Annotated in this window: 20 protein-coding genes; 9 read left to right on the forward strand and 11 right to left on the reverse strand. The window is 70.4% G+C overall.

Annotated features, from left to right (window positions below; translation table 11 throughout):
- Nucleotides 1–5: 5 nt before the first annotated feature.
- Genes purU through ACIBHY_RS43775 form a run of 4 tightly spaced genes read right to left on the reverse strand, consistent with a single transcriptional unit; the run spans nt 6 to nt 5,233 of the window.
- Nucleotides 6–845, reverse strand: a complete 840-nt coding sequence (purU, locus tag ACIBHY_RS43760) for a formyltetrahydrofolate deformylase (RefSeq protein WP_397255092.1) — start codon at nt 843–845, stop codon at nt 6–8.
- Nucleotides 842–3,208 carry an FAD-dependent oxidoreductase gene (locus ACIBHY_RS43765; RefSeq protein ID WP_397309819.1) on the reverse strand — a complete coding sequence of 789 codons (2,367 nt, stop codon included), beginning with the start codon at nt 3,206–3,208 and terminating at the stop codon, nt 842–844. Before ACIBHY_RS43765 ends, purU begins: the two co-directional genes overlap by 4 nt.
- Entirely contained in the window at nt 3,205–4,128 is a 924-nt protein-coding gene (locus ACIBHY_RS43770; RefSeq protein ID WP_397255088.1) for a LysR family transcriptional regulator, read from the reverse strand. The genes ACIBHY_RS43765 and ACIBHY_RS43770 overlap by 4 nt, the downstream gene beginning before the upstream one ends.
- A 4-nt stretch (nt 4,129–4,132) precedes the next feature.
- Entirely contained in the window at nt 4,133–5,233 is a 1,101-nt protein-coding gene (locus ACIBHY_RS43775; RefSeq protein WP_397255084.1) for a pyridoxal-phosphate-dependent aminotransferase family protein, read from the reverse strand.
- A gap of 929 nt (nt 5,234–6,162) precedes the next feature.
- On the opposite strand from ACIBHY_RS43775, the gene ACIBHY_RS43780 reads away from it, so the two are divergent.
- Together ACIBHY_RS43780 and ACIBHY_RS43785 are read left to right on the forward strand one after the other, a co-directional pair.
- Nucleotides 6,163–7,107 (forward strand): anion permease, encoded by a 945-nt coding sequence (locus ACIBHY_RS43780; protein WP_397309820.1) that lies wholly within the window; start codon nt 6,163–6,165, stop codon nt 7,105–7,107.
- A gap of 82 nt (nt 7,108–7,189) precedes the next feature.
- Nucleotides 7,190–7,831 (forward strand): DUF47 domain-containing protein, encoded by a 642-nt coding sequence (locus ACIBHY_RS43785; protein ID WP_397255080.1) that lies wholly within the window; start codon nt 7,190–7,192, stop codon nt 7,829–7,831.
- An 8-nt stretch (nt 7,832–7,839) separates the two neighbouring features.
- Here ACIBHY_RS43785 and ACIBHY_RS43790 read toward each other — a convergent pair whose 3' ends face one another.
- A complete protein-coding gene (locus ACIBHY_RS43790; RefSeq protein ID WP_397255078.1) occupies nt 7,840–8,724 on the reverse strand; it encodes a TIGR03620 family F420-dependent LLM class oxidoreductase in 885 nt (294 codons plus the stop codon).
- A 109-nt stretch (nt 8,725–8,833) separates the two neighbouring features.
- Here ACIBHY_RS43790 and ACIBHY_RS43795 point away from each other — a divergent pair, with 109 nt between their 5' ends.
- The gene (locus tag ACIBHY_RS43795) at nt 8,834–9,127 is read left to right on the forward strand and encodes an ArsR/SmtB family transcription factor (RefSeq protein ID WP_397255076.1); all 294 of its coding nucleotides are present in this window, start codon (nt 8,834–8,836) and stop codon (nt 9,125–9,127) included.
- A gap of 404 nt (nt 9,128–9,531) precedes the next feature.
- On the opposite strand, the gene ACIBHY_RS43800 is transcribed toward ACIBHY_RS43795, so the two are convergent.
- Nucleotides 9,532–11,094: an alkaline phosphatase family protein gene (locus ACIBHY_RS43800; RefSeq protein WP_397309821.1), complete on the reverse strand. Its 1,563-nt coding sequence runs from the start codon at nt 11,092–11,094 to the stop codon at nt 9,532–9,534.
- Between the two features lie 155 nt (nt 11,095–11,249).
- Here ACIBHY_RS43800 and ACIBHY_RS43805 point away from each other — a divergent pair, with 155 nt between their 5' ends.
- Complete coding sequence (locus ACIBHY_RS43805; protein WP_397255072.1) at nt 11,250–11,684, forward strand: NUDIX domain-containing protein; 435 nt, start codon at nt 11,250–11,252, stop codon at nt 11,682–11,684.
- On the opposite strand, the gene ACIBHY_RS43810 is transcribed toward ACIBHY_RS43805, so the two are convergent.
- Nucleotides 11,603–11,947 carry a hypothetical protein gene (locus ACIBHY_RS43810; RefSeq protein ID WP_397255070.1) on the reverse strand — a complete coding sequence of 115 codons (345 nt, stop codon included), beginning with the start codon at nt 11,945–11,947 and terminating at the stop codon, nt 11,603–11,605. The genes ACIBHY_RS43805 and ACIBHY_RS43810 overlap by 82 nt on opposite strands.
- A 139-nt stretch (nt 11,948–12,086) precedes the next feature.
- On the opposite strand from ACIBHY_RS43810, the gene ACIBHY_RS43815 reads away from it, so the two are divergent.
- The 3 genes from ACIBHY_RS43815 (at nt 12,087) to ACIBHY_RS43825 (ending at nt 13,957) form a co-directional block, all read left to right on the forward strand.
- On the forward strand, nt 12,087–12,905 hold the full coding sequence (locus ACIBHY_RS43815) for a Scr1 family TA system antitoxin-like transcriptional regulator (protein ID WP_397255068.1): 819 nt from the start codon (nt 12,087–12,089) through the stop codon (nt 12,903–12,905).
- Complete coding sequence (locus tag ACIBHY_RS43820; protein WP_397255067.1) at nt 12,902–13,150, forward strand: DUF397 domain-containing protein; 249 nt, start codon at nt 12,902–12,904, stop codon at nt 13,148–13,150. The genes ACIBHY_RS43815 and ACIBHY_RS43820 overlap by 4 nt, the downstream gene beginning before the upstream one ends.
- A gap of 75 nt (nt 13,151–13,225) precedes the next feature.
- The gene (locus ACIBHY_RS43825) at nt 13,226–13,957 is read left to right on the forward strand and encodes an MBL fold metallo-hydrolase (RefSeq protein WP_397309822.1); all 732 of its coding nucleotides are present in this window, start codon (nt 13,226–13,228) and stop codon (nt 13,955–13,957) included.
- On the opposite strand, the gene ACIBHY_RS43830 is transcribed toward ACIBHY_RS43825, so the two are convergent.
- Both ACIBHY_RS43830 and ACIBHY_RS43835 read right to left on the reverse strand, forming a co-directional pair.
- On the reverse strand, nt 13,954–14,742 hold the full coding sequence (locus tag ACIBHY_RS43830; RefSeq protein WP_397255063.1) for a hypothetical protein: 789 nt from the start codon (nt 14,740–14,742) through the stop codon (nt 13,954–13,956). The two genes, ACIBHY_RS43825 and ACIBHY_RS43830, sit on opposite strands and share 4 nt — an antisense overlap.
- A 5-nt stretch (nt 14,743–14,747) precedes the next feature.
- Complete coding sequence (locus ACIBHY_RS43835) at nt 14,748–15,356, reverse strand: TetR/AcrR family transcriptional regulator (protein ID WP_397309823.1); 609 nt, start codon at nt 15,354–15,356, stop codon at nt 14,748–14,750.
- An 89-nt stretch (nt 15,357–15,445) separates the two neighbouring features.
- Between ACIBHY_RS43835 and ACIBHY_RS43840 the strand changes: the two genes are divergently transcribed.
- Complete coding sequence (locus ACIBHY_RS43840; RefSeq protein WP_397309824.1) at nt 15,446–16,366, forward strand: zinc-binding dehydrogenase; 921 nt, start codon at nt 15,446–15,448, stop codon at nt 16,364–16,366.
- On the opposite strand, the gene ACIBHY_RS43845 is transcribed toward ACIBHY_RS43840, so the two are convergent.
- Nucleotides 16,363–17,508 (reverse strand): pyridoxal phosphate-dependent aminotransferase, encoded by a 1,146-nt coding sequence (locus ACIBHY_RS43845; RefSeq protein ID WP_397309825.1) that lies wholly within the window; start codon nt 17,506–17,508, stop codon nt 16,363–16,365. The genes ACIBHY_RS43840 and ACIBHY_RS43845 overlap by 4 nt on opposite strands.
- 46 nt (nt 17,509–17,554) lie before the next feature.
- Here ACIBHY_RS43845 and ACIBHY_RS43850 point away from each other — a divergent pair, with 46 nt between their 5' ends.
- Nucleotides 17,555–18,055 carry a GNAT family N-acetyltransferase gene (locus tag ACIBHY_RS43850; RefSeq protein ID WP_397309826.1) on the forward strand — a complete coding sequence of 167 codons (501 nt, stop codon included), beginning with the start codon at nt 17,555–17,557 and terminating at the stop codon, nt 18,053–18,055.
- Between the two features lie 6 nt (nt 18,056–18,061).
- On the opposite strand, the gene ACIBHY_RS43855 is transcribed toward ACIBHY_RS43850, so the two are convergent.
- Nucleotides 18,062–18,667 (reverse strand): hypothetical protein, encoded by a 606-nt coding sequence (locus ACIBHY_RS43855; RefSeq protein ID WP_397255053.1) that lies wholly within the window; start codon nt 18,665–18,667, stop codon nt 18,062–18,064.
- Nucleotides 18,668–18,777 lie beyond the last annotated feature (110 nt).

An 18,777-nucleotide genomic window follows, 5' to 3' on the forward strand; every position in this document is an offset into this window, starting at 1 on the left:
CGTTCTCAGGGGAAGACGATGGTCTTGTGACCGTCGAGCAGCACACGCTGCTCGGTGTGCCACTTCACCGCCCTGGCCAGCGCCACGCACTCCACGTCCCGCCCGATCCGCACGAGATCCTGGGGCGTGTTGCCGTGGCTGACCCGTGCGACCTCCTGCTCGATGATGGGACCCTCGTCGAGGTCGGAGGTGACGTAGTGGGCGGTCGCGCCGATCAGCTTGACGCCGCGCGCGTGCGCCTGGTGGTACGGCTTGGCGCCCTTGAACGACGGCAGGAACGAGTGGTGGATGTTGATCGCCCGCCCGGCGAGCTTCTCGCACAGGTCCTCCGACAGGACCTGCATGTAGCGGGCCAGCACGACCAGTTCGGCCTGGTAGTGCTCGACCAGCGTGAGCACCTCGGCCTCCTGCCTTTGCTTGGTCTCGGGGGTGACCGGCAGATGGTGGTAGTCGATGCCGTAGGACTGGGTGAGCGGGCGCAGGTCGGGGTGATTGGAGGCGACGCCGACGATCTCGATGTCCAGGGCGCCGGAGCGCACCCGGTAGAGCAGGTCGTTCAGGCAATGGTCGAACTTGCTGACCATGATGAGCACCCGCATCTTGCGCGCCACGTCGCGCAGCGTGAACTCCATGGCGAATTCGGGGGCCAGGGCGGCGAACGCCGCCCTGAGCTCGTCCTCGGCCAGGGGCGCGGTGAACTGCACCCGCATGAAGAACCGCACGTCACCGAACTGCTGGCTCTCCTTGATGTTGCAGCCGTGCTCCGCCAGCAGACCCGATACCGCGGCGACGACGCCGGGCCGGTCGGGGCAGGACAGCGTCAGGACGAATTCGGATGTGCTCATGCCTTCACTCTCGAAGAGGTGGGATCGTAGGGCGCCTTACGGCTGATCTGGGCAGAGTACATCTCTCCGGCGACATCCACCTGAGCCTTCTCCATCGCGGCATCGCTCACGAAACCGAGCGCGACCGAGGTGCCGAGCGTCGGGCTGTAGGCGGCGGAGGTGACGTAGCCGACCGGCTCACCGTCGCGCAGCAGCGACTCGCCGCCCCACAGGTGGGCCTCGGGGTCGTCGAGCACGATGGAGACGACGTGACGGTCCGGGTCGTCCATGGCCCGGTCCGCGCCTCGGTAGCCGCCGGTCTTCTTACAGGTGAAGCGGAGTCCGGCCGCTGCGGGCGTGACCTCGGGGCCGAGCTCGCGGCCCCACGCGCGGTAGCCCTTCTCGATGCGCATGGCCTCGATGGCGTAGTAGCCGGCCTGGGTGAGGCCGGTCGCGAGCAGGCTCTCGTAGACGGTGACGGCGAACTCGGACGGGACGTACAGCTCCCAGCCCAGCTCGCCCACGTAGGTCATCCGGGTGGCGCGCACGGTGGCGTAACCGAGGTCGACGAGCCGCGAGGAGCCGACGGCGAATGCCGAAAAATCCGCCTTCGACACGCTTTGCAGGATTTCTCGTGATTTAGGGCCCATGACGCTGAAGACGGCGTATGTACCGGTGGCGTCCACCAGGACGGCGCGGTGCTCGCCGAGGCCCTTGGAGATGACGTCGAAGTCGCGCGTGCTCTGCGCGGAACCCGTCACGATCAGGTACTCGTCGTGCGCCACCCGCGTCACCGTCAGGTCCGACTCGTAGCCGCCCCGGTCGTTGAGCAGGCCCGTGTAGACGACCCGGCCCACCTCGACGTCCACGTCGGCCGTGCACAGCCACTGCAGCGCCGCCGCCGCGTCCCGGCCCTTCAGCGTGAACTTGCCGAACGACGTCTGGTCGAACAGCGCCGCCTGCGTCCTGCACGCGTTGATCTCCGCGTTCACCCGCGGCTGCCACTCGGGCCTGTCGAAGGTGTACGGCGTTGCCGTACCGAAGTAGTTGACCCGCTCCCAGCCCATCTTCGAACCGAAACACGCGCCCGCGGCGGCGAGCAGGTGGTGCACCGGCGAGCGGCGCAGCGGCCTGGCCGTCTCCAGCTCCTTGTTCGGCCAGGACATGGCGTAGTGCAGGCCGAGCGTCTCGGTGACACGGTCCCGCAGCCAGGTGTCGTTGTCCGCCCAGCGGGCGAAACGGCGCAGGTCTGCGGGCCACAGGTCGCTGGTCGGCGCGCCGTTCACGATCCACTCGGCCAGCGCCCGGCCCGCGCCGCCCGCCGAGGCGATGCCCGCGGAATTGAAACCGGCGCCGACGAAGAAGCCGCGCACCTCGGGCGCCTCGCCGAGCAGGAACATGTTGTCCGGCGTGAACGACTCCGGGCCGTTGTAGAACATGCGCACGCCGGTCGTCTCCAGGGCGGGGACGCGGTGGATCGCGTTCTCCATGATGATCGAGAACTGGTCCCAGTCCTCCTCCAGAAGCTGGAACTCGAACGGATAGGGGATGCCGTCCATGCCCCACGGCTTCGCGTCCGGCTCGAACCCGCCCACGACCAGGCCGCCGACCTCCTCCTTGAAGTAGGCATAGCCATCCGGGTCGCGCAGGACGGGCAGATCCGGGCGGACGCCCTCGATCTGCTCCGTGACCACGTAGAAGTGCTCGGCGGAGTGCAGCGGCACCGTCACCCCGGCCATGCGCCCGATCTCCTTGGCCCACTGGCCGGCGCAGTTGACGACGTAACCGGCCTCGATCTCGCCCTCGGACGTGCTCACCGACCTCACCACGCCGTCTTTGACGGTGACGCCGGTGACGCGGACGCGCTCGATCACCTGCACGCCGCGCCGCTGGGCGCCGCGGGCCAGCGCCTGGGTGAGGTCGGAGGGGTTGGCCTTGCCGTCGCCCGGCAGCCAGACGCCGCCCACGACGTCGTCCACCCGCATGACCGGCCACAACTCCTGAGCCTGGGCCGCGGTGATGACCTCGGCGCTCACGCCGTGGTTGCGGGCCTGGGCGGCGGTGCGCCTGAGCTGCGTCATACGTTCGCGGGTACGGGCGACGCTCACACTGCCGCACTGCTTCCAGCCGGTGCCGAAGCCGGTCTCCGCCTCAAGCCTCGCGTACAGGTCGGTGCTGTACCGGATCAGCCTCGTCATGCTCTCGGTGCCGCGCAGCTGGCCCACGAGCCCGGCCGCGTGCCAGGTGGTGCCGCAGGACAGTTGCCCCTGCTCCAGCACCACGACGTCGGTCCAGCCGAGCTCGGCCAGGTGGTAGGCCACGCTGGCGCCGACGATGCCGCCACCGATGATCACAACCTGCGCGCGGGAGGGCAGCGCCTTCAAGAAATGCTCCTCAACCTGTTGATCCCCGGCCAGCTGCGCACGTTCCGCAGCATGGCGATGAAGGCCTGCTCGGCCGGGCCGAGCAGGCGGTCGCGGCGGTGGGCCAGGACGATCGGGCGCGGCTTCGGCACCGGCGAGACCACCACCGCCGCCAGCCGCCCGTCGGCGAGCTCCTGCTCCACGCAGTGCTCCGACAGCAGCGAGACGCCCAGCCCTGCCGCGACGGCCTGCTTGATCGTCTCCGGGCCCCATATCTCGGTACGGCCGGCCGCCTCCAGACCCCACGTCTCCAGCGCCTCTTCCTGGAGTTCCCTCGTGGACGAGCCCGGCTCGCGGATCAGGAACAGCTCGCCGGCCAGCTCGTGCGGCTCCGCCGTACCCGTGGAGGAGAGTTCGTGGCCCGGCTGCGTGATGAGGACGAGGCGATCCTCCAGGATCGGCTCACTGACCAGCTGCGCGGCGCTCGGCTCGCCCGCCAGCACCGCGACGCCGATCTCACCGTCGACCAGCCCGCGCTCGACCTGCTGCGCGTTGCCGACCTGGATGCCGATCTCGATGCCGGGATGCCGGTCGCGGAAGGCGGCCAGGAGCGGAGGCAGCAGGTACGTGCCGACCGTGGTGGTGCCGCCCGCGACCAGCGTGCCGGTCTGCAGGCCCGACACCTGGCGGATCGCCGCCACGGCCTCGTCGGCCAGGAGGAAGACGCGCTTGGCGTACTCCAGCATGACCTCGCCCTCGGGCGTCAGCCTGATGCGCGCGCCGCTGCGGTCGATCAGGGTGGTGCGAAGCGACTGCTCAAGCTGCCTGACCTGGTGCGACACCGATGGCTGGCTCAGGTAGAGCTTCTGCGCGGCCGCCGAGAAACCGCCGCATTCGACCACGGTCATGAAGATCCAGAGCCGGTGCAGGTTGAGCTGCATCGCGTTATCCCCTAGCTGCCTCGATGGACTCCCGGAGCGCGTCCTCCAGCTGCTCCAGCCGGTGCCAGGGGATCTCCCCCATGGTGCAGATCCGGAAGAAATCTCGCGAAAGCTGCCCTTGACCAGCGTAGATAACGTATCCACGCTTTTTGAGCTCGTCGTGAAGGGATGCGTACGTCACGCTTTCCGGCAGGTGAAGCATCGTCACCGTGTTGGACCGGAACCGTTCATCAACCAGAATCCGCAGCCCGAGCCGCTCGAACTGCCCCCGCACCAGCGCCGCCCGCTCCCGATACAGCTTCGTCCTGGCCGCGAACCCGCCCGCCTCCTCGTACTCCTTGATCGCCTCGTCCAGCGCGTAGCAGACCTGGACCGCCGGGGTGAACGGCACGTCGCCCTTGCGCTGGCCCTTCAGGTAGCTGGCCGCGTTCAGGTAAAGGCTGCGCTCGGGCACTTCCTGGACGCGTTCGATCGACCGCTCGCCGCACAGGATGAACGACATGCCCGGCTGCCCATGGAGCCCCTTGTTGGCGGTGCCGCAGACGACATCCACCTTGACCTCGGACAGGTCCTGATCCTCGATCGCCGTGCCGGAGATGGCGTCGATCACGAACAACGCCCCGTGAGCAGCCACGACCTCGCCGATCTCCTTGATCGGGTTGATCAGGCCGGTGGTGGTCTCGTGGTGCACGCAGACGACGGCATCGACGTCCGCGTGCTCCGCGAGCGCCGCCTCGACCGCCCGTGGATCGGCCGGGACCGTCCACTCGCTCCTGACCTCGTGGAACGGGATGCCGTGCGCCTTGGCGATCCTGATCATCCGGTCACCGTAGACGCCGTTGTTCACGATGATCACGCCGCGGCCCGGACGGACGGAGCTGATGACCGCCATCTCCATGGCCGCCGTCCCGGAGCCGGTGACCAGGAGCGCCTCGTGGGTGTCGCCGAGGTTCAGGGAACGGGGCAGCGCCTCCCGGATCCTGAACAGCAGCTCGGTGAACTCCGGCTCGCGATGGCACAGGTCGCCGCGGAGCAGGGCGTCTTTGACCCGCTTCGAGGTACAGGCCGGACCGGGATTCAACAGAATGAGCTCTTCGTCCATCATCCACTCGATCTTGGGAAGGTATCGGGCATTACGGACGCTACTTGGCCAGGTCACCGTAGTGACAGCCGCCTTTCCCTATACCCCCCATAACCGTTTCCCCCTTGCCCACCCACCCCCACCCCCCTCCTCCGCCACCCATTCCCTCGCCCCCTTCCCCGCCCAGCCCGTTCCCCCGCCCCACACCCTCGCCCCCTTCCTCGCCCAGCCCGTTCCCCCGCCCCACACCCTCGCCCCCTTCCTCGCCCAGCCCGTTCCCCCGCACCGCGCCCACCCCATCCCCGCCCCGTTTCCCCGCCCCTCCTCCCCCAACCCGTTCCGTCCCCCACCGCTTGCCCACGCCATCTCCCCGCGCTCTTGCCCACCCCTCCTCCCCCAACCCGTTCCGTCCCCCACCGCTTGCCCACGCCATCTCCCCGCGCTCTTGCCCACCCACTGCGCCCGCTCCCGTGACCCCGCCCACCGCCCACCGCCCACCGCCCACCGCGCGACCTCACCACGCACCACCGCCTCCACACCCGATCCCGCCAGGCCCACACCCGACCCCCGCCACGCACCGCCGGCCCCGCACCCGACCCGGCCGGACGACGTGGCCCGCCCCCGCGCTCCACCCGCATCGGCCGTTCGGCCCGCATCCACGTGAGCCGGGGCACACGGCCTCGCCACACCGCCCAACGCAACCGGAACCTGCCGCGACCCAGCAAGCGGCTCGAAGCAGGGCAAACCCGATCACCCGCCGAAGAGCAGCAGTTCCGGGGCGGAGTCCCACATACCGGTTGCCCACGGGAGCAGAGGCGCGCGCCGTGAGCCCGAGGGGGCGTGCGTGACAGGCGCGAGGCGGCGGCAAGGGAGGCAGAGGGCGGAGGGGGCTATGGGCGCCATAGCCGAATGCCTCTTGCCTGGGCGTGGCCGGGCGGAATGGGATGGAGCGCATGCCGTTGGACGTCATCGTGCTGGTCGTGGTCGCGGGCTTGTTCGCGATCGTTTCCGGCATGAACGACGGCGGCGCGATCCTGGCCACGGGCCTCAAACTTCCGACGGTACGGCCCGCCACCGGAATCCTCACCCTCGTCGCGCTGGTGGCACTGATCCCCCTGGCAACGCATCAGGTGGCGTTGACGTTCGTCAATCGTCTGGCCACGTTCCACGATCCGGGCGGCAGATATGCGATGACAATCGCCGTCATCTGTTCGCTGACAGTCGTGCTGGTGTTGAGTGCGAAGGGCCGTCCCACCAGCCTCACCTTGGCCATCGTCGGTGGACTGACCGGCGCCGGGCTCGGCTGGGGATTACCGGTGTCCGCAGGTTCGGTGGCGCTGGTGCTGGGGTTCGGGATGGCGGCCCCGGTGGTCGGCGCACTGGTGGCGTGGGCGGTGACGCTCCTGCTGCTCCGCCTGGCCAACGCTCACAGCCTGCCCAGCTGGCATCGGGTGGCGTTCATCGTGCAATGCGTGGCCTATGCCGCCAACGACGGCCAGAAGATGCTGGCGGTGTTCATCATCGCCGGCGGCACCCCAGACCTCGACCTGGGCACGACCGCCCTGACCGCCGCCCTCTTCGGGCTGGGCGCCCTGTACGGCCTCCCGAAGGCGGGCCGCCTCCTGTCCCGCGAGATCATCGTCTCGCGGCCCCTGCACGGGGTGGCCGCCGAACTCGCCGCGGGCGGCACGGTCATCGCCAGCGCCGCCGCCGGCATGCCGGTCAGCATGACCCAAGTGGTAGCCGGCGCCCTCATCGGCGCCGGCATGACCGGGGGCGGCGGCCGAGTCCGCTGGTACGCCGCCGTCAAGATCGCCACCGCCTGGCTTCTGACCCTCCCCGCCAGCGCCCTCCTGGCCGGAATGGCCGCCTGGACAGCCAAGGCCGCCCTCCCATGAACCACACCCACCCGATGACCTCACATACCCGAACCCGCCCACATCGCAAGAGCTTTAGGTGAGTGGGTGGGTGGAGCGGAGGGTGGGTGTGGTGGGGCGGTTGCGGCGGGTTCGGGATCTTGTTGCGGGGCGGATGGATCGGGCGCTGACCGGGGCGTTGCTGGGGCAGCTTGAGGCGACCAAGGACGGGGCTTGGCTGGCCATGGCGATGATCGGTGGGGAGGTGGGGCGGACCGGGGCGCATGAGCAGATGCGGGCCATTGAGCATCTGGGGGATGAGGAGCGGCGCAGGCTTGTGGATGAGTTGAAGAGCGCGCTGGTCACGCCTATTGATCGGGAGGATTTGTTTCGGCTGTCGCGGTCCATTGATGATGTGCTGGATTCTTTGCGGGACTTCGTGCGGGAGTCGCATCTTTATCGGGTGCCTGATCAGATTCGGTTTTCGCCGATGCTTGATCAGGTGATCGTGGGGATTGATGCGCTTGAGGATGCGGTGCGGAATCTCGCGGCTCGGCCTTCTGCCGTTGCGCATGACGCGCTGGAGGCGAAGAAGGCTGGTGGGGCTGTCCGGCGGATGTACCAGTACGAGATTTCGCGGATCTTCTCTGGGGAGGTCACTTCCCTGGCGCTCAAGGAGCGGGAGCTCGTACGGCGGCTGGAGATTGTCGGGATGGCGATCGGGGACGCTGCCGACGCCATCGCCGACGGGGCCATGAAGCGGTGAACCCAGGGCTACAGGGACAGAGCCGGGGCCAGGTGTTCCAGCTGGGTGAGGGCGTGGTCCAGGTTGGGGCGTTCTGGGGACAGGGGCTGGAGGGCCACGTGGTCGGCGCCCGCGTCCCAGTGGGCCTGGATGCGCTTCACCACCGACTCTTCGGCGCCCCAGGCGACGATGGCGTCCACCAGGCGGTTGCTGCCGCCGTCTGCCAGGTCGGCCTCGGTGAAGCCGAGGTCTTTCAGGTTGTTGGTGTAGTTGGGGAGCTGTAGGTAGGGGTGCATGTGGGCGCGGGCGATCTGGCGGGCCTTTGACGGGTCGGGCTCCAGGAGTACGGCCTGCTCCGGCACCAGCAGGCGGTCCTTGCCCAGGAGGGCGCGGGCCTTCGCGGTGTGCTCCGGGGGGACGAAGTAGGGGTGGGCGCCGGAGGCCCGGTCGCGGGACAACTCCAGCATCTTCGGACGCAGCGCCGCCAGCAGGCGTGGGGCCGGGTGCACCGGGGTGGGGACGTCGGTGGCCGTCTGGTCCATGGCGTCCAGATAGGAACGCATGGCGCTGATCGGCTTGGCGTACGTGTGACCCCTGCCCTCCACCAAGACGCCGTGGCTCACGCCGATGCCCAGGATGAACCTGCCTTCGAAGGCCTCGCCCAGCGTGGCGGCACCGGCGGCCATGGCCGTGGCGTCCCTGGCCCAGATGTTGGCGATGCCGGTGCCTACCGCCACCCGCTGCGTGGCGGCCAGCAGGATGGCGGCGGCCGCGAACGGCTCCCGGCTGCCTGGGCCCTCGTTGACCCACAGCGTGCCGTAGCCCAGGGATTCCAGCTTGGCGGCCGCCTGCCGTGACGCTTGTGCGGGGCCGCGGCCCAGGAGCGGGTGCCAGACGCCGATGCGACCGTCCATGGTCGGGGCCTCCCTGAGGGTAGAGTGTTCGACTGAGATGGAACAGTACACGAGTGTTCGACCGCAGTCGAACAGAACACGGTCGCTCAGCCACACCTCTCCGGTCGAGGTGAGCCTGCAGGCTGCCCTGGATGCCCTGGCCGATCCCATGCGGCGGCGGATCGTGCGCGAGCTCGCGTCGGTGCCCGACTGGACGCGGCCCTGCGGCACGTTCCACGACCTGCCGATCGCCAAGTCCACGCTCAGCCACCACTTCTCGGTGCTGCGCGGCGTCGGGCTGCTCGAACAGCGCGACGAAGGCGCCCGTCGCCTCAACCGGCTACGCAGGCCTGAGTTCGACGCCAGGTTCCCCGGGTTGCTGACGCTCGTCCTGGGCGAGGACGAGGACGCACCGGAGCCTTAGGGCGCGGCCATCCCAACGGCGCGGATCTCCTCCGGCACTTGCGCGAAACGACCGCGTGGCAGTCCCAGGGGTGAGCGCGCGAGGGGCCGGTGCCGCCGGGCGTGCGAAAGCGGGCGAGGGTCAGTGCGTGCAATAGCGGCGTGGGTCAGCGCGGCATCGGCGCAGGTCAGGCGCGAGTGCAGGGTGGTCAAGTGCGGGCGCCGGTCGAGTGCGGGCGGGGGCCGCGTGCGGGTCAGGTGCGGGTGCGGGTCAGGTGCGGGGCGGGGCTGGGGCGGGTGTGGAGAGGCTGGGCGGGTGAGGGGTTTGGGTGGTGTGACCCCCCAGCATGTACGGCGGAGCCCGCCCACCAGGCGGCCCCCGCCGTACCAGAAAGCCGTACCAGAAAGCCGGACCAGAACAGGTGGTCAGGAGACGGTGACCTGGTCGATTGCCCAGTACCAGTTGTTGGAGGCGTCGAAGTACCGGAACTTCACCCTCATGGTCGAAGCCCCGGCCGGCACACCCACCACAAGGCTCTCCACCTGGGAAACAGTCTCGGCGGTGTAGTTCTTGACGAGCACGTCGCCCCCGCCGTCAAAGGACACCAGTACCTGCGCCTTCTGTGCCCCTTCCGGCCGGTAGTGCGTGGTGTATCCCACCCGTACGGACGCCTTCCCGGCCACGGAATAGCCGCCGGTCACCAGGGTGGAGTCGAACGGCCCGGAACCGTGCGACTTGTCGTCCCACTCGTCGGAGTCGGCAACGGCGAACGTCCCTCGGCCGCGGACGTTGAGCTCCCGCCACTGGTCCCGCTGTGCCCGCGACCAGAACTCGTCGGTGGTCAGCGACCATCCGCGCCACTCCTGCACGCCCCCGCTGGGCATCCGCGAGGTGTCCAGGGTCCAGGAGGCGGGCACGTTGTGGCTGAAGCCCAGCACCCCGGCCGGGATGCCGGTCTCGTCGACCCGTCCCGACAGCGGCACGTTCTCGAACGGGTCGCCGGTCCGCTGGTCGATCCGCCTGCCGTCGATTCCGGCGGGCGCCGCGAGGCCGAGGGCGTTGAAGACGGTGGCGGTCACGTCCACGAGCCTGGTGTCGAGCGGCCGGGCGCCGGCGGCGATGCCCGGTCCCGCGGCGAGGACGAAGGTGCGCCGCTCCTCCATGGACGAGCCGCCGTGACCGCCGCCGTCGGTGTGGCCGTGGTCGGTGGTGACGACGATGGTCCAGCGTTCGCCCGGGTAGCTGGGCCGGGCCTTGATGGCGGTCAGGAGGCGGCCGACGTAGGCGTCCTGGGTGGCGATGGCGCGCAGGTAGGCCTGGCTGGCGGCGCCGCTGTTGTGGGCGACGATGTCGGTGTTGCCGAAGTAGACGAACGCGGCGTCGGGGTTCTGCTGGCGCAGGACCGTCTCGGCGGCGGTGGCGATGCGGGCGTCCTCGGCGGGGTAGCCGTTGGCGTCGCCGTCCAGGATCACTCTGGAGTCGATCTTCGTGCCGAAGGTGCCCTGGTCGCCGAGGGGTTTCCAGTCGAGGGCGGCGAACGTGGAGTAGGCGGGGCTGAGGTTCTCCAGCCGGGTCAGGAAGTCGGGGTAGAGGTCGTAGCGCTTGCCGCTGAAGGAGTTGTCCTTGACGCCGTGCCTGTCGGGCCAGACGCCGGTGGCGATCGTGGACCAGCCGGGGCCGCTGGAGGTGGCGGCCATGGGGTTGGTGTACAGGAGGCTGGCGCCGAAGGTGCCGGTGGCGATGAGGTTGTCGAGGTTGGGGGCGTCGGCGGCGGCTATGCGGTCGTGGCGCAGGCCGTCCATGCCGATGACCAGTACTTTGTCGGAGCTGATGCCGTCGGCCACGGCCGGTACGGCGACCGCGCCGAGAGGGGCGTCGCTGGAGTTGAGTACTTTGTTCTCCGGGGTTCCGGGATCGGCTGAAGCGGCGGGTGCCGGGACGACCACGGCGGCCAGGACCAGTAAGGCGGCTGACGCGATTCTGCGCACGGGCGTTTCTCTCCTCGCTCGCGGTTCCGGTCGAGTCGCTCGGGGCTCCGAGTCGAGGGCTCCGAGCTTGGGGCTCCGATTGAGGATCTCCGGCGGCGGGAGAGACGTGAAGACCATCTTTCCGATGTTCTCCATCAAGGATTCAGGGGGCCCAATTGAGCACCAGCGACCGTCCTGCCGCGCGCGTCGTCTGCCTGGACAGCGAGGGCTCGGTGCTGCTCATGCACTGGCGCGACCATGTCAGCGGCCTGGATCTCTGGGAGCCGCCGGGTGGCGGACTCCACCCGGGTGACGAGCCGATCGACGCGGCCCGGAGGGAGCTGTCCGAGGAGACCGGACTGCCGGGGGACGTCGTGACCGACCGTTATGTCGATGTGGCCCGCGACTTCACCTGGCTGGGGATCCGGTATGTGAAGACGGAACCGTTCTTCCTGGCGCGATTGAGGTCGGTGTCGCCTGTATGCACCGACCAATCGCTGACTCTCGAGGAGCGTCAGACCTACCTGGGTTACGGGTGGTTCGCCGTGGACGCGCTACCCGATTCGGTCGAGCCGCCGGAGCTCGCCGAGGTGATCAGGGAACTGATGTAGGCGACGGTCTCGCCGACCTCGCCGAGGACGGCGACCGTGTCGCCGCGGCGTACGACGTATCCGCCGTCGACGCTGATGGTGACGGGCCCGGCGACGAGCACGGGCCCGTCGGATTCGGGTGGGTGGTAGCGGTTCTGCGCGAGGGTGAGCCGCAGCCGGCGTACGAGCAGGGCCCGCACGCCCAGAGCCGCCAGGCCCTCCTGGACCCAGCCGAGCAGCTCCAGCTGCTCATCCTCCGACCGTTCTGTGTGGACAGCAGACATTGGTACCTCATGTCCTTGTCGTTGGCGCATTCTTGATACCAGAGTGCACTCGGATGACTACCCTAGGTACAAGGAAGAACAAGACTGTATGGCTCGATGCTTCGTTTGTAGAACCGTGTAGAACCCCCTGGAGCACCCGATGCCCTCCGCTCGCGAACTCGATCCTGGTTCGAGCCCGCTTGCCTTTTTTGGCGCGGAGCTCCGCGAACATCGCGTTCGCGTGGGTTTGTCGCAGGAGCAGCTCGCCGAGCGGCTCAACTACTCGCTGTCGCTGGTGTGCGCGGTCGAACTCGCCAAGCGCACGCCCTCGCGTGACTTCGCCGAGCGGGCCGACGAGGTCCTCGACACCCGCGGCGAGCTGATCCGGCTGTGGCCGCTGGTACGCCAGGCGGCCTACCCGGCCTGGTTCCGCCCATGGCTGGAGATCGAGGAGTCGGCCAGCACCCTGCAGACGTGGCAGCCCCTGCTGGTCCCCGGCCTGCTGCAGACCGAGGACTACGCCCGCGAGGTGCTGATGCGTGAACCCGCCGCCACCGCCGAGCGGGCCGAGGAGGCCGCGGCGGCACGCATGACCAGGAAGGCGATCCTGCACCGGCCGGACCCGCCCATGTACTGGGCGGTCCTCGACGAGTGGGTGCTCCACCGGCAGGTGGGCTCGGCGGCCACCATGCGCGGGCAGGTGCGCGCGTTGCTGGAGACCGCCGACCTGCCCAATGTCAGCGTCCAGGTGGTCCCCAAGGAGTCCCCGGCGCTGGCCGGGCTCACCGGCGCGTTCGTCATCGCGAAAGTCCCGGGAGAACCCGATCTCGTCTACGTGGAATCGGCCAGGGAGGGGTACGTATCCGATCGTCCCCCGGATGTCGAGTCGATCGTACGGAGGTATGACGTCATCCGGTCACTCGCCTTACCCGTTCACCCAAGCCTAGATTTGCTGTCGAAGGTAGAGGAGGAGATATGAGCGCTCTCCATTGGCGTAAGTCCCGCCGAAGCGGTAGCAACGGCGGAGACTGCGTTGAAGTGGCCGTCCTCGCCGCAACCGGGGACACCGCCACGCACAAGTCCGACCAGGACCGGCTCTTCGTCCTGCGCGATTCCAAGGACCCCGACGGACCGCGGCTGTACTTCACCGAAGCCGAGTGGGAGGCTTTCCGCCTCGGCATGAAGGACGGCGAATTCGACGATCTGATCCGGCCGATTCCGTAGTCAGGCCCAGCCCCCGCCAGACATGTCCCTCCCATGTGTGGGTACGCGTGTGCCCGCACATGGGAGCATGATCTGATGCGACTGACCGTTCTGGGCGGATGTGGGGCCTGGCCCGCCGCGGGCGAGGCGTGCAGCGGTTACCTCGTCGAGCACGAGGGTTTCCGGGTGCTGGTCGATCCCGGGTACGCCACGCTGCCGAGGCTCCTGGCGATCGTTCCCGCTGAGCAGATCGACGCCGTGCTGGTCAGCCATGGCCATCCCGACCACTGCGCCGACCTCAATCCCCTGCTGCGCGCCCGCGCCCTGGGCGACCGGCCGCCCGCCGCGCTGCCCGTGTACGCGCCGCCGGGCGCGCTCGACGCGGTCCTGGCGCTGGACAAGGCGAGGATGCTGGCGGGCAGCTTCCGCCTGAACGAGGTGGCCGACGGCGAGGTGGGCCCCTTCCGGCTGCGGGTCTTCGACCTGCCGCACCACGTGCCCAACGCCGGCCTGCGCCTGAGCGCCGGTGGCGCCACGCTCGCCTACACCGGTGACACCGGGCCGAGCCCGGCACTGGCCGAGCTGGCCGGGCAGGCCGACGTCTACCTGGCCGAGGCCACCTATCCGGAGACGGTTCCCGAGGAGGACGCGCCCTACCTGACCAGCGCGCGGCAGGCCGGGACGGTCGCCGCCACGGCCGGAGTGGCCCATCTCGTGCTGACCCATCTGTGGCCGGGCCACACCGACCGGCCCGCGCTGGAGGCCGCCGGAGCGGAGTTCGCCGGGAAGGTCTCCGTCGCCCGCGCCGGGCTCGTGCTGGACCTCTAGGCGGAGCGATCGCCCAGCTCGGACAGGGTGGTGGCCATCAGGCCGCGCAGCAGCTCGCCGCCGACCTTCTCATGCTCGGCCTCGACCGCGAGGCCCTCGGCGACCCTGGCCTGGTAGATCTCCCGTTCCATCTCGTCGGTGTACGGCTGCGCCGTCAGCGCCACCACCACCGCGACCCGCGTGCCGGGGCCGGGCAGGACGCCGACGGCATGCGTGCGCAGGCAGGTCTCGTCGGCCGCGCCGTACCAGCCGCATTTGACGGCGGCGCCGGAATCGCCCAGCGCCTCGCGCGCGCCGTATGTCTGCCCGGTCCCGACCGCGCGCATCCAGCCCAGGATCGCGGCGGCGACGGGCTCACCGGCGAGGGCGGCCTGGGCGAGTACGGCGTAGGCGGTGGCCACCTCGTCGGCGGCGATCTCGACCGAGCCGAAGCGCGACGGGTCGGAGTTGGGCGGCGACCAGGAGACCCCGGTACGGCGGGCGATCGTGTCGAGGATGACCCGGGGCCCGACCGACAGCCAGAGGTTGAGCGTGTCGGCGTTGGAGGAGACGACGACGGCGGGCTCGGCGTGGCGGCGCCAGCGCTCGGTGTCGCCGATGTGCCCGGCGGCGGCCCAGGCGTAGAGCGGTTTGAGCAGGGAGGCGCAGCGCAGCCGGTCGAGCCCGGCCCTGGCGGCGATGGATCTGGCCGGCGGACCGGCGTAGCCGCGCGCGATGCCGGCGGCCTGGGCGCTGGCGCCCGGCGCGAGGTCGCGGAAGAGGTCGTCGAAACTGGTAACCGCCACGTGTCTTACGGTAGCCGTTCACCCCATCGGGATTCATACCAATGACGATCTGGAGCGGGGCCGGGCAGCGGCGTCGGCTCCGGGGCGCGCAGCCCGTCGAGGGCGAGGGTGAGCAGCCGGTCCCTGAGGTGCGGCACCCCGGCGACGGGCCGGTTGAACTGCTCGATGAGCAGCGCGATGTCCAGGTCGGTGACGTCGGGCCGCAGCGCGCCGGAGGTGCGGGCACGGCCGATGAGCTCGCCGATGGCGGCGCCGGCCCGCTCGCTGACCTGCCACATCTCCTCGGTGACCGCGATCGTCCCGGCCACCGGCGCCAGGCTGCCCGAGCCGAAGTCCACGCAGGCCCGGATGTATCCGGCCAGACCCAGCCAGGGGTCCTCCTCGCGCAGCCCGTCCTCGGCCGCGCCCGCCGCGCGCTCCATGGAGGTGACGGCGAGCCGCTGCAGGAGCTCCTCCTTGGTGCGGTAGCGCCGGTAGAGGCTGCCCATGCCGACGCCGGCCCGCTTGGCGATGGCCGAGACGGGCGCGTCGAAGCCCTGGGTCGTGAAGACCTCCAGGGCGGCTTCGAGCAGCTTGAGGTCGTTACGCCGGGCTTCGGCCTGCCTGCCTCTCATGCAGTCAGGATAGCGGTTTGCGGAGCGTTCCGCTCCGTTATAGATTTCTTTCCGGAGCGTTGCGCTCCGCTATTGAGGTGAGGTGTGCGATGAAGGCGATCGTCCTGCGGGAGTACGGCGGGCCGGACCGGCTGACCGAGGAGGAGGTCCCCGATCCGGTGCCGGGACCCGGCGAGGTGCTGGTCGAAGTGGCGGCGGCCGGGGTGACGTTCGTGGAGACGCAGGTGCGCGCGGGCCGGGGCCCGCGCCGGGTCGAGCTGCCCGCGGTGCTGGGCAACGGCGTGGCCGGCCGCGCGCTGACCGGAGAGCCGGCCGGGCGCCGCGTGGTGACGACGCTGGGCGGCACCGGGGGCTACGCAGAACTGGCCGTCGCGCAGGCCGGGCAGTTGATCCCGGTGCCGGACGGGCTGTCGGCCGAGGAGGCGGTGACGCTGCTGGCCGACGGCAGGACGGCCATGGGGTTGTTCACCGCCGCCGCGCCCCGGCCGGGTGAGTGGGTGCTGGTCGAGGCGGCCGGCGGCGGGGTGGGCAGTCTGCTGGTGCAGCTGGCCGCGGCGGCGGGTGCCCGGGTGATCGGCGCGGCGAGCAGCGCGGGCAAGCGAGCCCTGGCGGAGGAACTCGGCGCCGAGCTGACCGTCGACTACACCGATCCGGGCTGGACGGGGCGGGTGCGCGCGGCCGTACCGGATGGGCTGGACGTCGTCTTCGACGGCGTCGGCGGCGAGATCGGCGCGGCGGCGCAGGCGCTGCTGCGCGACGGCGGCCGGATCAGCGCCTACGGGATGGCGGGCGGTCCCATGACCGTGCCAGAGGCGCGCCTCACCGCCGTCACGTTTCCCTCGACGGACCTGCGCGAACTGGCCCGGCTGGCGATGGCGGAGGCCGCGGCGGGACGGCTGCGGCCGGTCATCGGCCGGCGGCTGCCGCTGGCGCGCGCGGCCGACGCGCACGCCGCCATGGAGGCCAGGACGGTCACCGGCAAGACCCTGCTGCTCCCCCGGACGGGTTAGGCGAGGGCGGCGGCGAACCGGTCGCGCAGTTCGTTGAGCCGCTTGACCGGCTCGTTGCTGTACACCAGCCGGACGTAGCGGCGGGCGACCTCCTCGCCCCAGGCGGTCATCGGGGTGGCGGCGATCCTGCCGCGCGCCAGCAGGCGGTCGGACAGCTCCCTGGCGCCGATGCCGAGTTCCTCGGCGTCCACCAGGCACGACCAGCCGCCCGCCGCACGGACCAGCGGAAGGCCGGCGAGCTGGCCGACCACGGCCTCGTGCCGGGCCTGGTACTCCGCGACCGCCTCGGCCACCCCGCTGGGCTCGCTGATCGCGACGGCCGCGCCGATCTGGGCGAAGCCGCTGGCCACCGTGGTGTTGTAGGTGACCGCGGTCAGCACGCGGGACAGGATGTCGGCGGGTCCCGCCACCCAGCCGATCCGCCAGCCGATCATCCGGTACTCCTTCGACATGGAGCCGATGACGATCGTCCGCGCGGCCAGGCCGTCCACCCGGCACGGGTTGATCCTCGGGTGGCCGTCGAAGACGATGCGCTCCATGGCCGCGTCGTAGATCAGGTAGGCGTCCAGGCGTTCGCACGCCTCGGCCACGGCGCTCCAGTCCTCGTGGGTGAGGACGACGCCGGCGGGCATCGACGGGCTCATCATGATGATCGCCGCCGCCTCGGTGACCTGGGCGAGCGCGTCGCGGTCGAGGCGCCACATGCCGCCGTCGACACGCAGCGGCACCAGGTGGGGCTGGGCGGCGGCCAGCCGTACGCGCTGCAGGAGGCCGGCGTAGGTCGGGTCGGTGAGCACCACGCGCTGGCCCGGCTCGGTGGTGGCGAGCAGGACGGGCATGACCGCGGCGGTGCCGCTGGAGGTCACGACGATCTGGCGGGCGGGGTCGTAGTCGTGGCCGGTGCGCTCGCGCAGGTCGGCGGCGAGCGCCTCACGCAGCACGGGCAGGCCGTTGAAGGGCAGCCAGCTGTTGCCCTGGCCGGTGGCCAGCGCCTGCGCGGTCGCGGTGACGGCGTTCGGCGGCGGTGGCACGTCGGTGTCGAGGTTCTCCATGCGCAGCACGTCGGGGTCGGCTCCGGCGGCCGCGGCCACCCGGTCGATGTCGAAGGTCTGGACATGGGCAAAGCGGGAGTTGTTCCGCATATGGAACACGGTCTCTCCGCGCGGCCCTGCTGTCAATACTGGGATCATGGAAACTGAACGGCTGATTCTGCGTCCGCTGACCGGGTCCGACTTCGACGCCTACGCCGCCATGCTCGCCGACCCCGACGTGGCCGGCGGGCTCGCCGAGACCGTGGGCACCACGCCGGCCGACGCCTGGCGCAGCCTGGCCACGTTCATCGGCCATCGCGAGATCCTCGGCTACTCCCATTGGGCGCTGGTGGAGAAGGCGAGCGGCCGCTTCGTCGGCCGGGCGGGACCCTGGCAGCCGCACGGCTTCCCCGGCCTGGGCGTCGGATGGTGCCTGGCCCGCGAGCACTGGGGCAAGGGCTATGCCACCGAGGCGGCCAGGGCCGCCCTGGCCTACTGCTTCACCGAACTCGGCGCCGAACAGGTGATCTCGCTGATCCTGCCGGGAAACACCCGCTCGATCTCGGTCGCCGAGCGCATCGGCCACCGCCACCTGCGCGACCTCGACTACCGCGGCCGGCGGGTGCACCTCTACGGCAGTGATCACCGGCCCGGGTGACCGGCGTCAGCACCACCAGCGCACGCCGCACGGCCGGCCGGCCCGGCTCTCACCCACGACGAACTTGACCGGCTGGCCGAACACCAATGGAGTGCCCGGCTGCGGTGACTGGAGCAGCACCCGGTCGGTGCCGCGCGGAAGGCCGCGCTCGGGCTGGGTCGCCACGTCCACCAGGCCCATGACCGGCTGGAACACGATCGCCGCCCAGGCGCCGCTCCTGCCCACGACGCGCGGCATGCGGGGGTGCTCGCGGTAGAAGCGGGACTCGGCGGCGGTCAGGAACGAGACCTCGACCTTGGCGCCCCAGGCGAGTTTGGTGCCGGGGGCGGGCCGTACCGCGAAGATGCGGCAGACCTCGTCCGGGCGGCAGACCGACAGCGGCGAGATGCCCTTCGGCGTGAGGACCAGACCGAGGCCCTGCACCTCACGCTGGACCACCGCCAGCTGGCGCCCCACGAGGTCGGGCACCGCGACCTGTGGCAGGAAGGACAGGGCGGCGGTCTCGGGGACGCGGGCTCCCGGCCGGTCGGCGTGGCCGCACCCGCCCGCCGTCCCGAGTCCGAACGCCATCACCATCGAGATCACCGCGGACACGGGAGACCTCACCGCCATGCGTGCCTCCAGGCCTGAGCGCGAAGCCCCCCGACCCCGAAGCGATCACGTTATCGCCTACCCGGAGGACCAGAATGCCCTTTGTCCGCTAATGGACATCACTGGTCCCA

It is taken from the genome of Nonomuraea sp. NPDC050547 (genome assembly GCF_044457345.1).
GTDB lineage: Bacteria > Actinomycetota > Actinomycetes > Streptosporangiales > Streptosporangiaceae > Nonomuraea.

What these genes read in the sequence shown, in the direction of transcription:
- ACIBHY_RS43855 (WP_397255053.1), bottom strand. Translation starts at nt 18,667, where the DNA reads ATGGCGGTGAGGTCTCCCGTGTCCGCGGTGATCTCGATGGTGATGGCG.
- ACIBHY_RS43780 (WP_397309820.1), top strand. Translation starts at nt 6,163, where the DNA reads ATGCCGTTGGACGTCATCGTGCTGGTCGTGGTCGCGGGCTTGTTCGCG.
- ACIBHY_RS43825 (WP_397309822.1), top strand. Translation starts at nt 13,226, where the DNA reads ATGCGACTGACCGTTCTGGGCGGATGTGGGGCCTGGCCCGCCGCGGGC.
- purU (WP_397255092.1), bottom strand. Translation starts at nt 845, where the DNA reads ATGAGCACATCCGAATTCGTCCTGACGCTGTCCTGCCCCGACCGGCCC.
- ACIBHY_RS43770 (WP_397255088.1), bottom strand. Translation starts at nt 4,128, where the DNA reads ATGCAGCTCAACCTGCACCGGCTCTGGATCTTCATGACCGTGGTCGAA.
- ACIBHY_RS43810 (WP_397255070.1), bottom strand. Translation starts at nt 11,947, where the DNA reads ATGTCTGCTGTCCACACAGAACGGTCGGAGGATGAGCAGCTGGAGCTG.
- ACIBHY_RS43790 (WP_397255078.1), bottom strand. Translation starts at nt 8,724, where the DNA reads ATGGACGGTCGCATCGGCGTCTGGCACCCGCTCCTGGGCCGCGGCCCC.
- ACIBHY_RS43820 (WP_397255067.1), top strand. Translation starts at nt 12,902, where the DNA reads ATGAGCGCTCTCCATTGGCGTAAGTCCCGCCGAAGCGGTAGCAACGGC.
- ACIBHY_RS43815 (WP_397255068.1), top strand. Translation starts at nt 12,087, where the DNA reads ATGCCCTCCGCTCGCGAACTCGATCCTGGTTCGAGCCCGCTTGCCTTT.
- ACIBHY_RS43840 (WP_397309824.1), top strand. Translation starts at nt 15,446, where the DNA reads ATGAAGGCGATCGTCCTGCGGGAGTACGGCGGGCCGGACCGGCTGACC.
- ACIBHY_RS43835 (WP_397309823.1), bottom strand. Translation starts at nt 15,356, where the DNA reads ATGAGAGGCAGGCAGGCCGAAGCCCGGCGTAACGACCTCAAGCTGCTC.
- ACIBHY_RS43850 (WP_397309826.1), top strand. Translation starts at nt 17,555, where the DNA reads ATGGAAACTGAACGGCTGATTCTGCGTCCGCTGACCGGGTCCGACTTC.
- ACIBHY_RS43845 (WP_397309825.1), bottom strand. Translation starts at nt 17,508, where the DNA reads ATGCGGAACAACTCCCGCTTTGCCCATGTCCAGACCTTCGACATCGAC.
- ACIBHY_RS43775 (WP_397255084.1), bottom strand. Translation starts at nt 5,233, where the DNA reads ATGATGGACGAAGAGCTCATTCTGTTGAATCCCGGTCCGGCCTGTACC.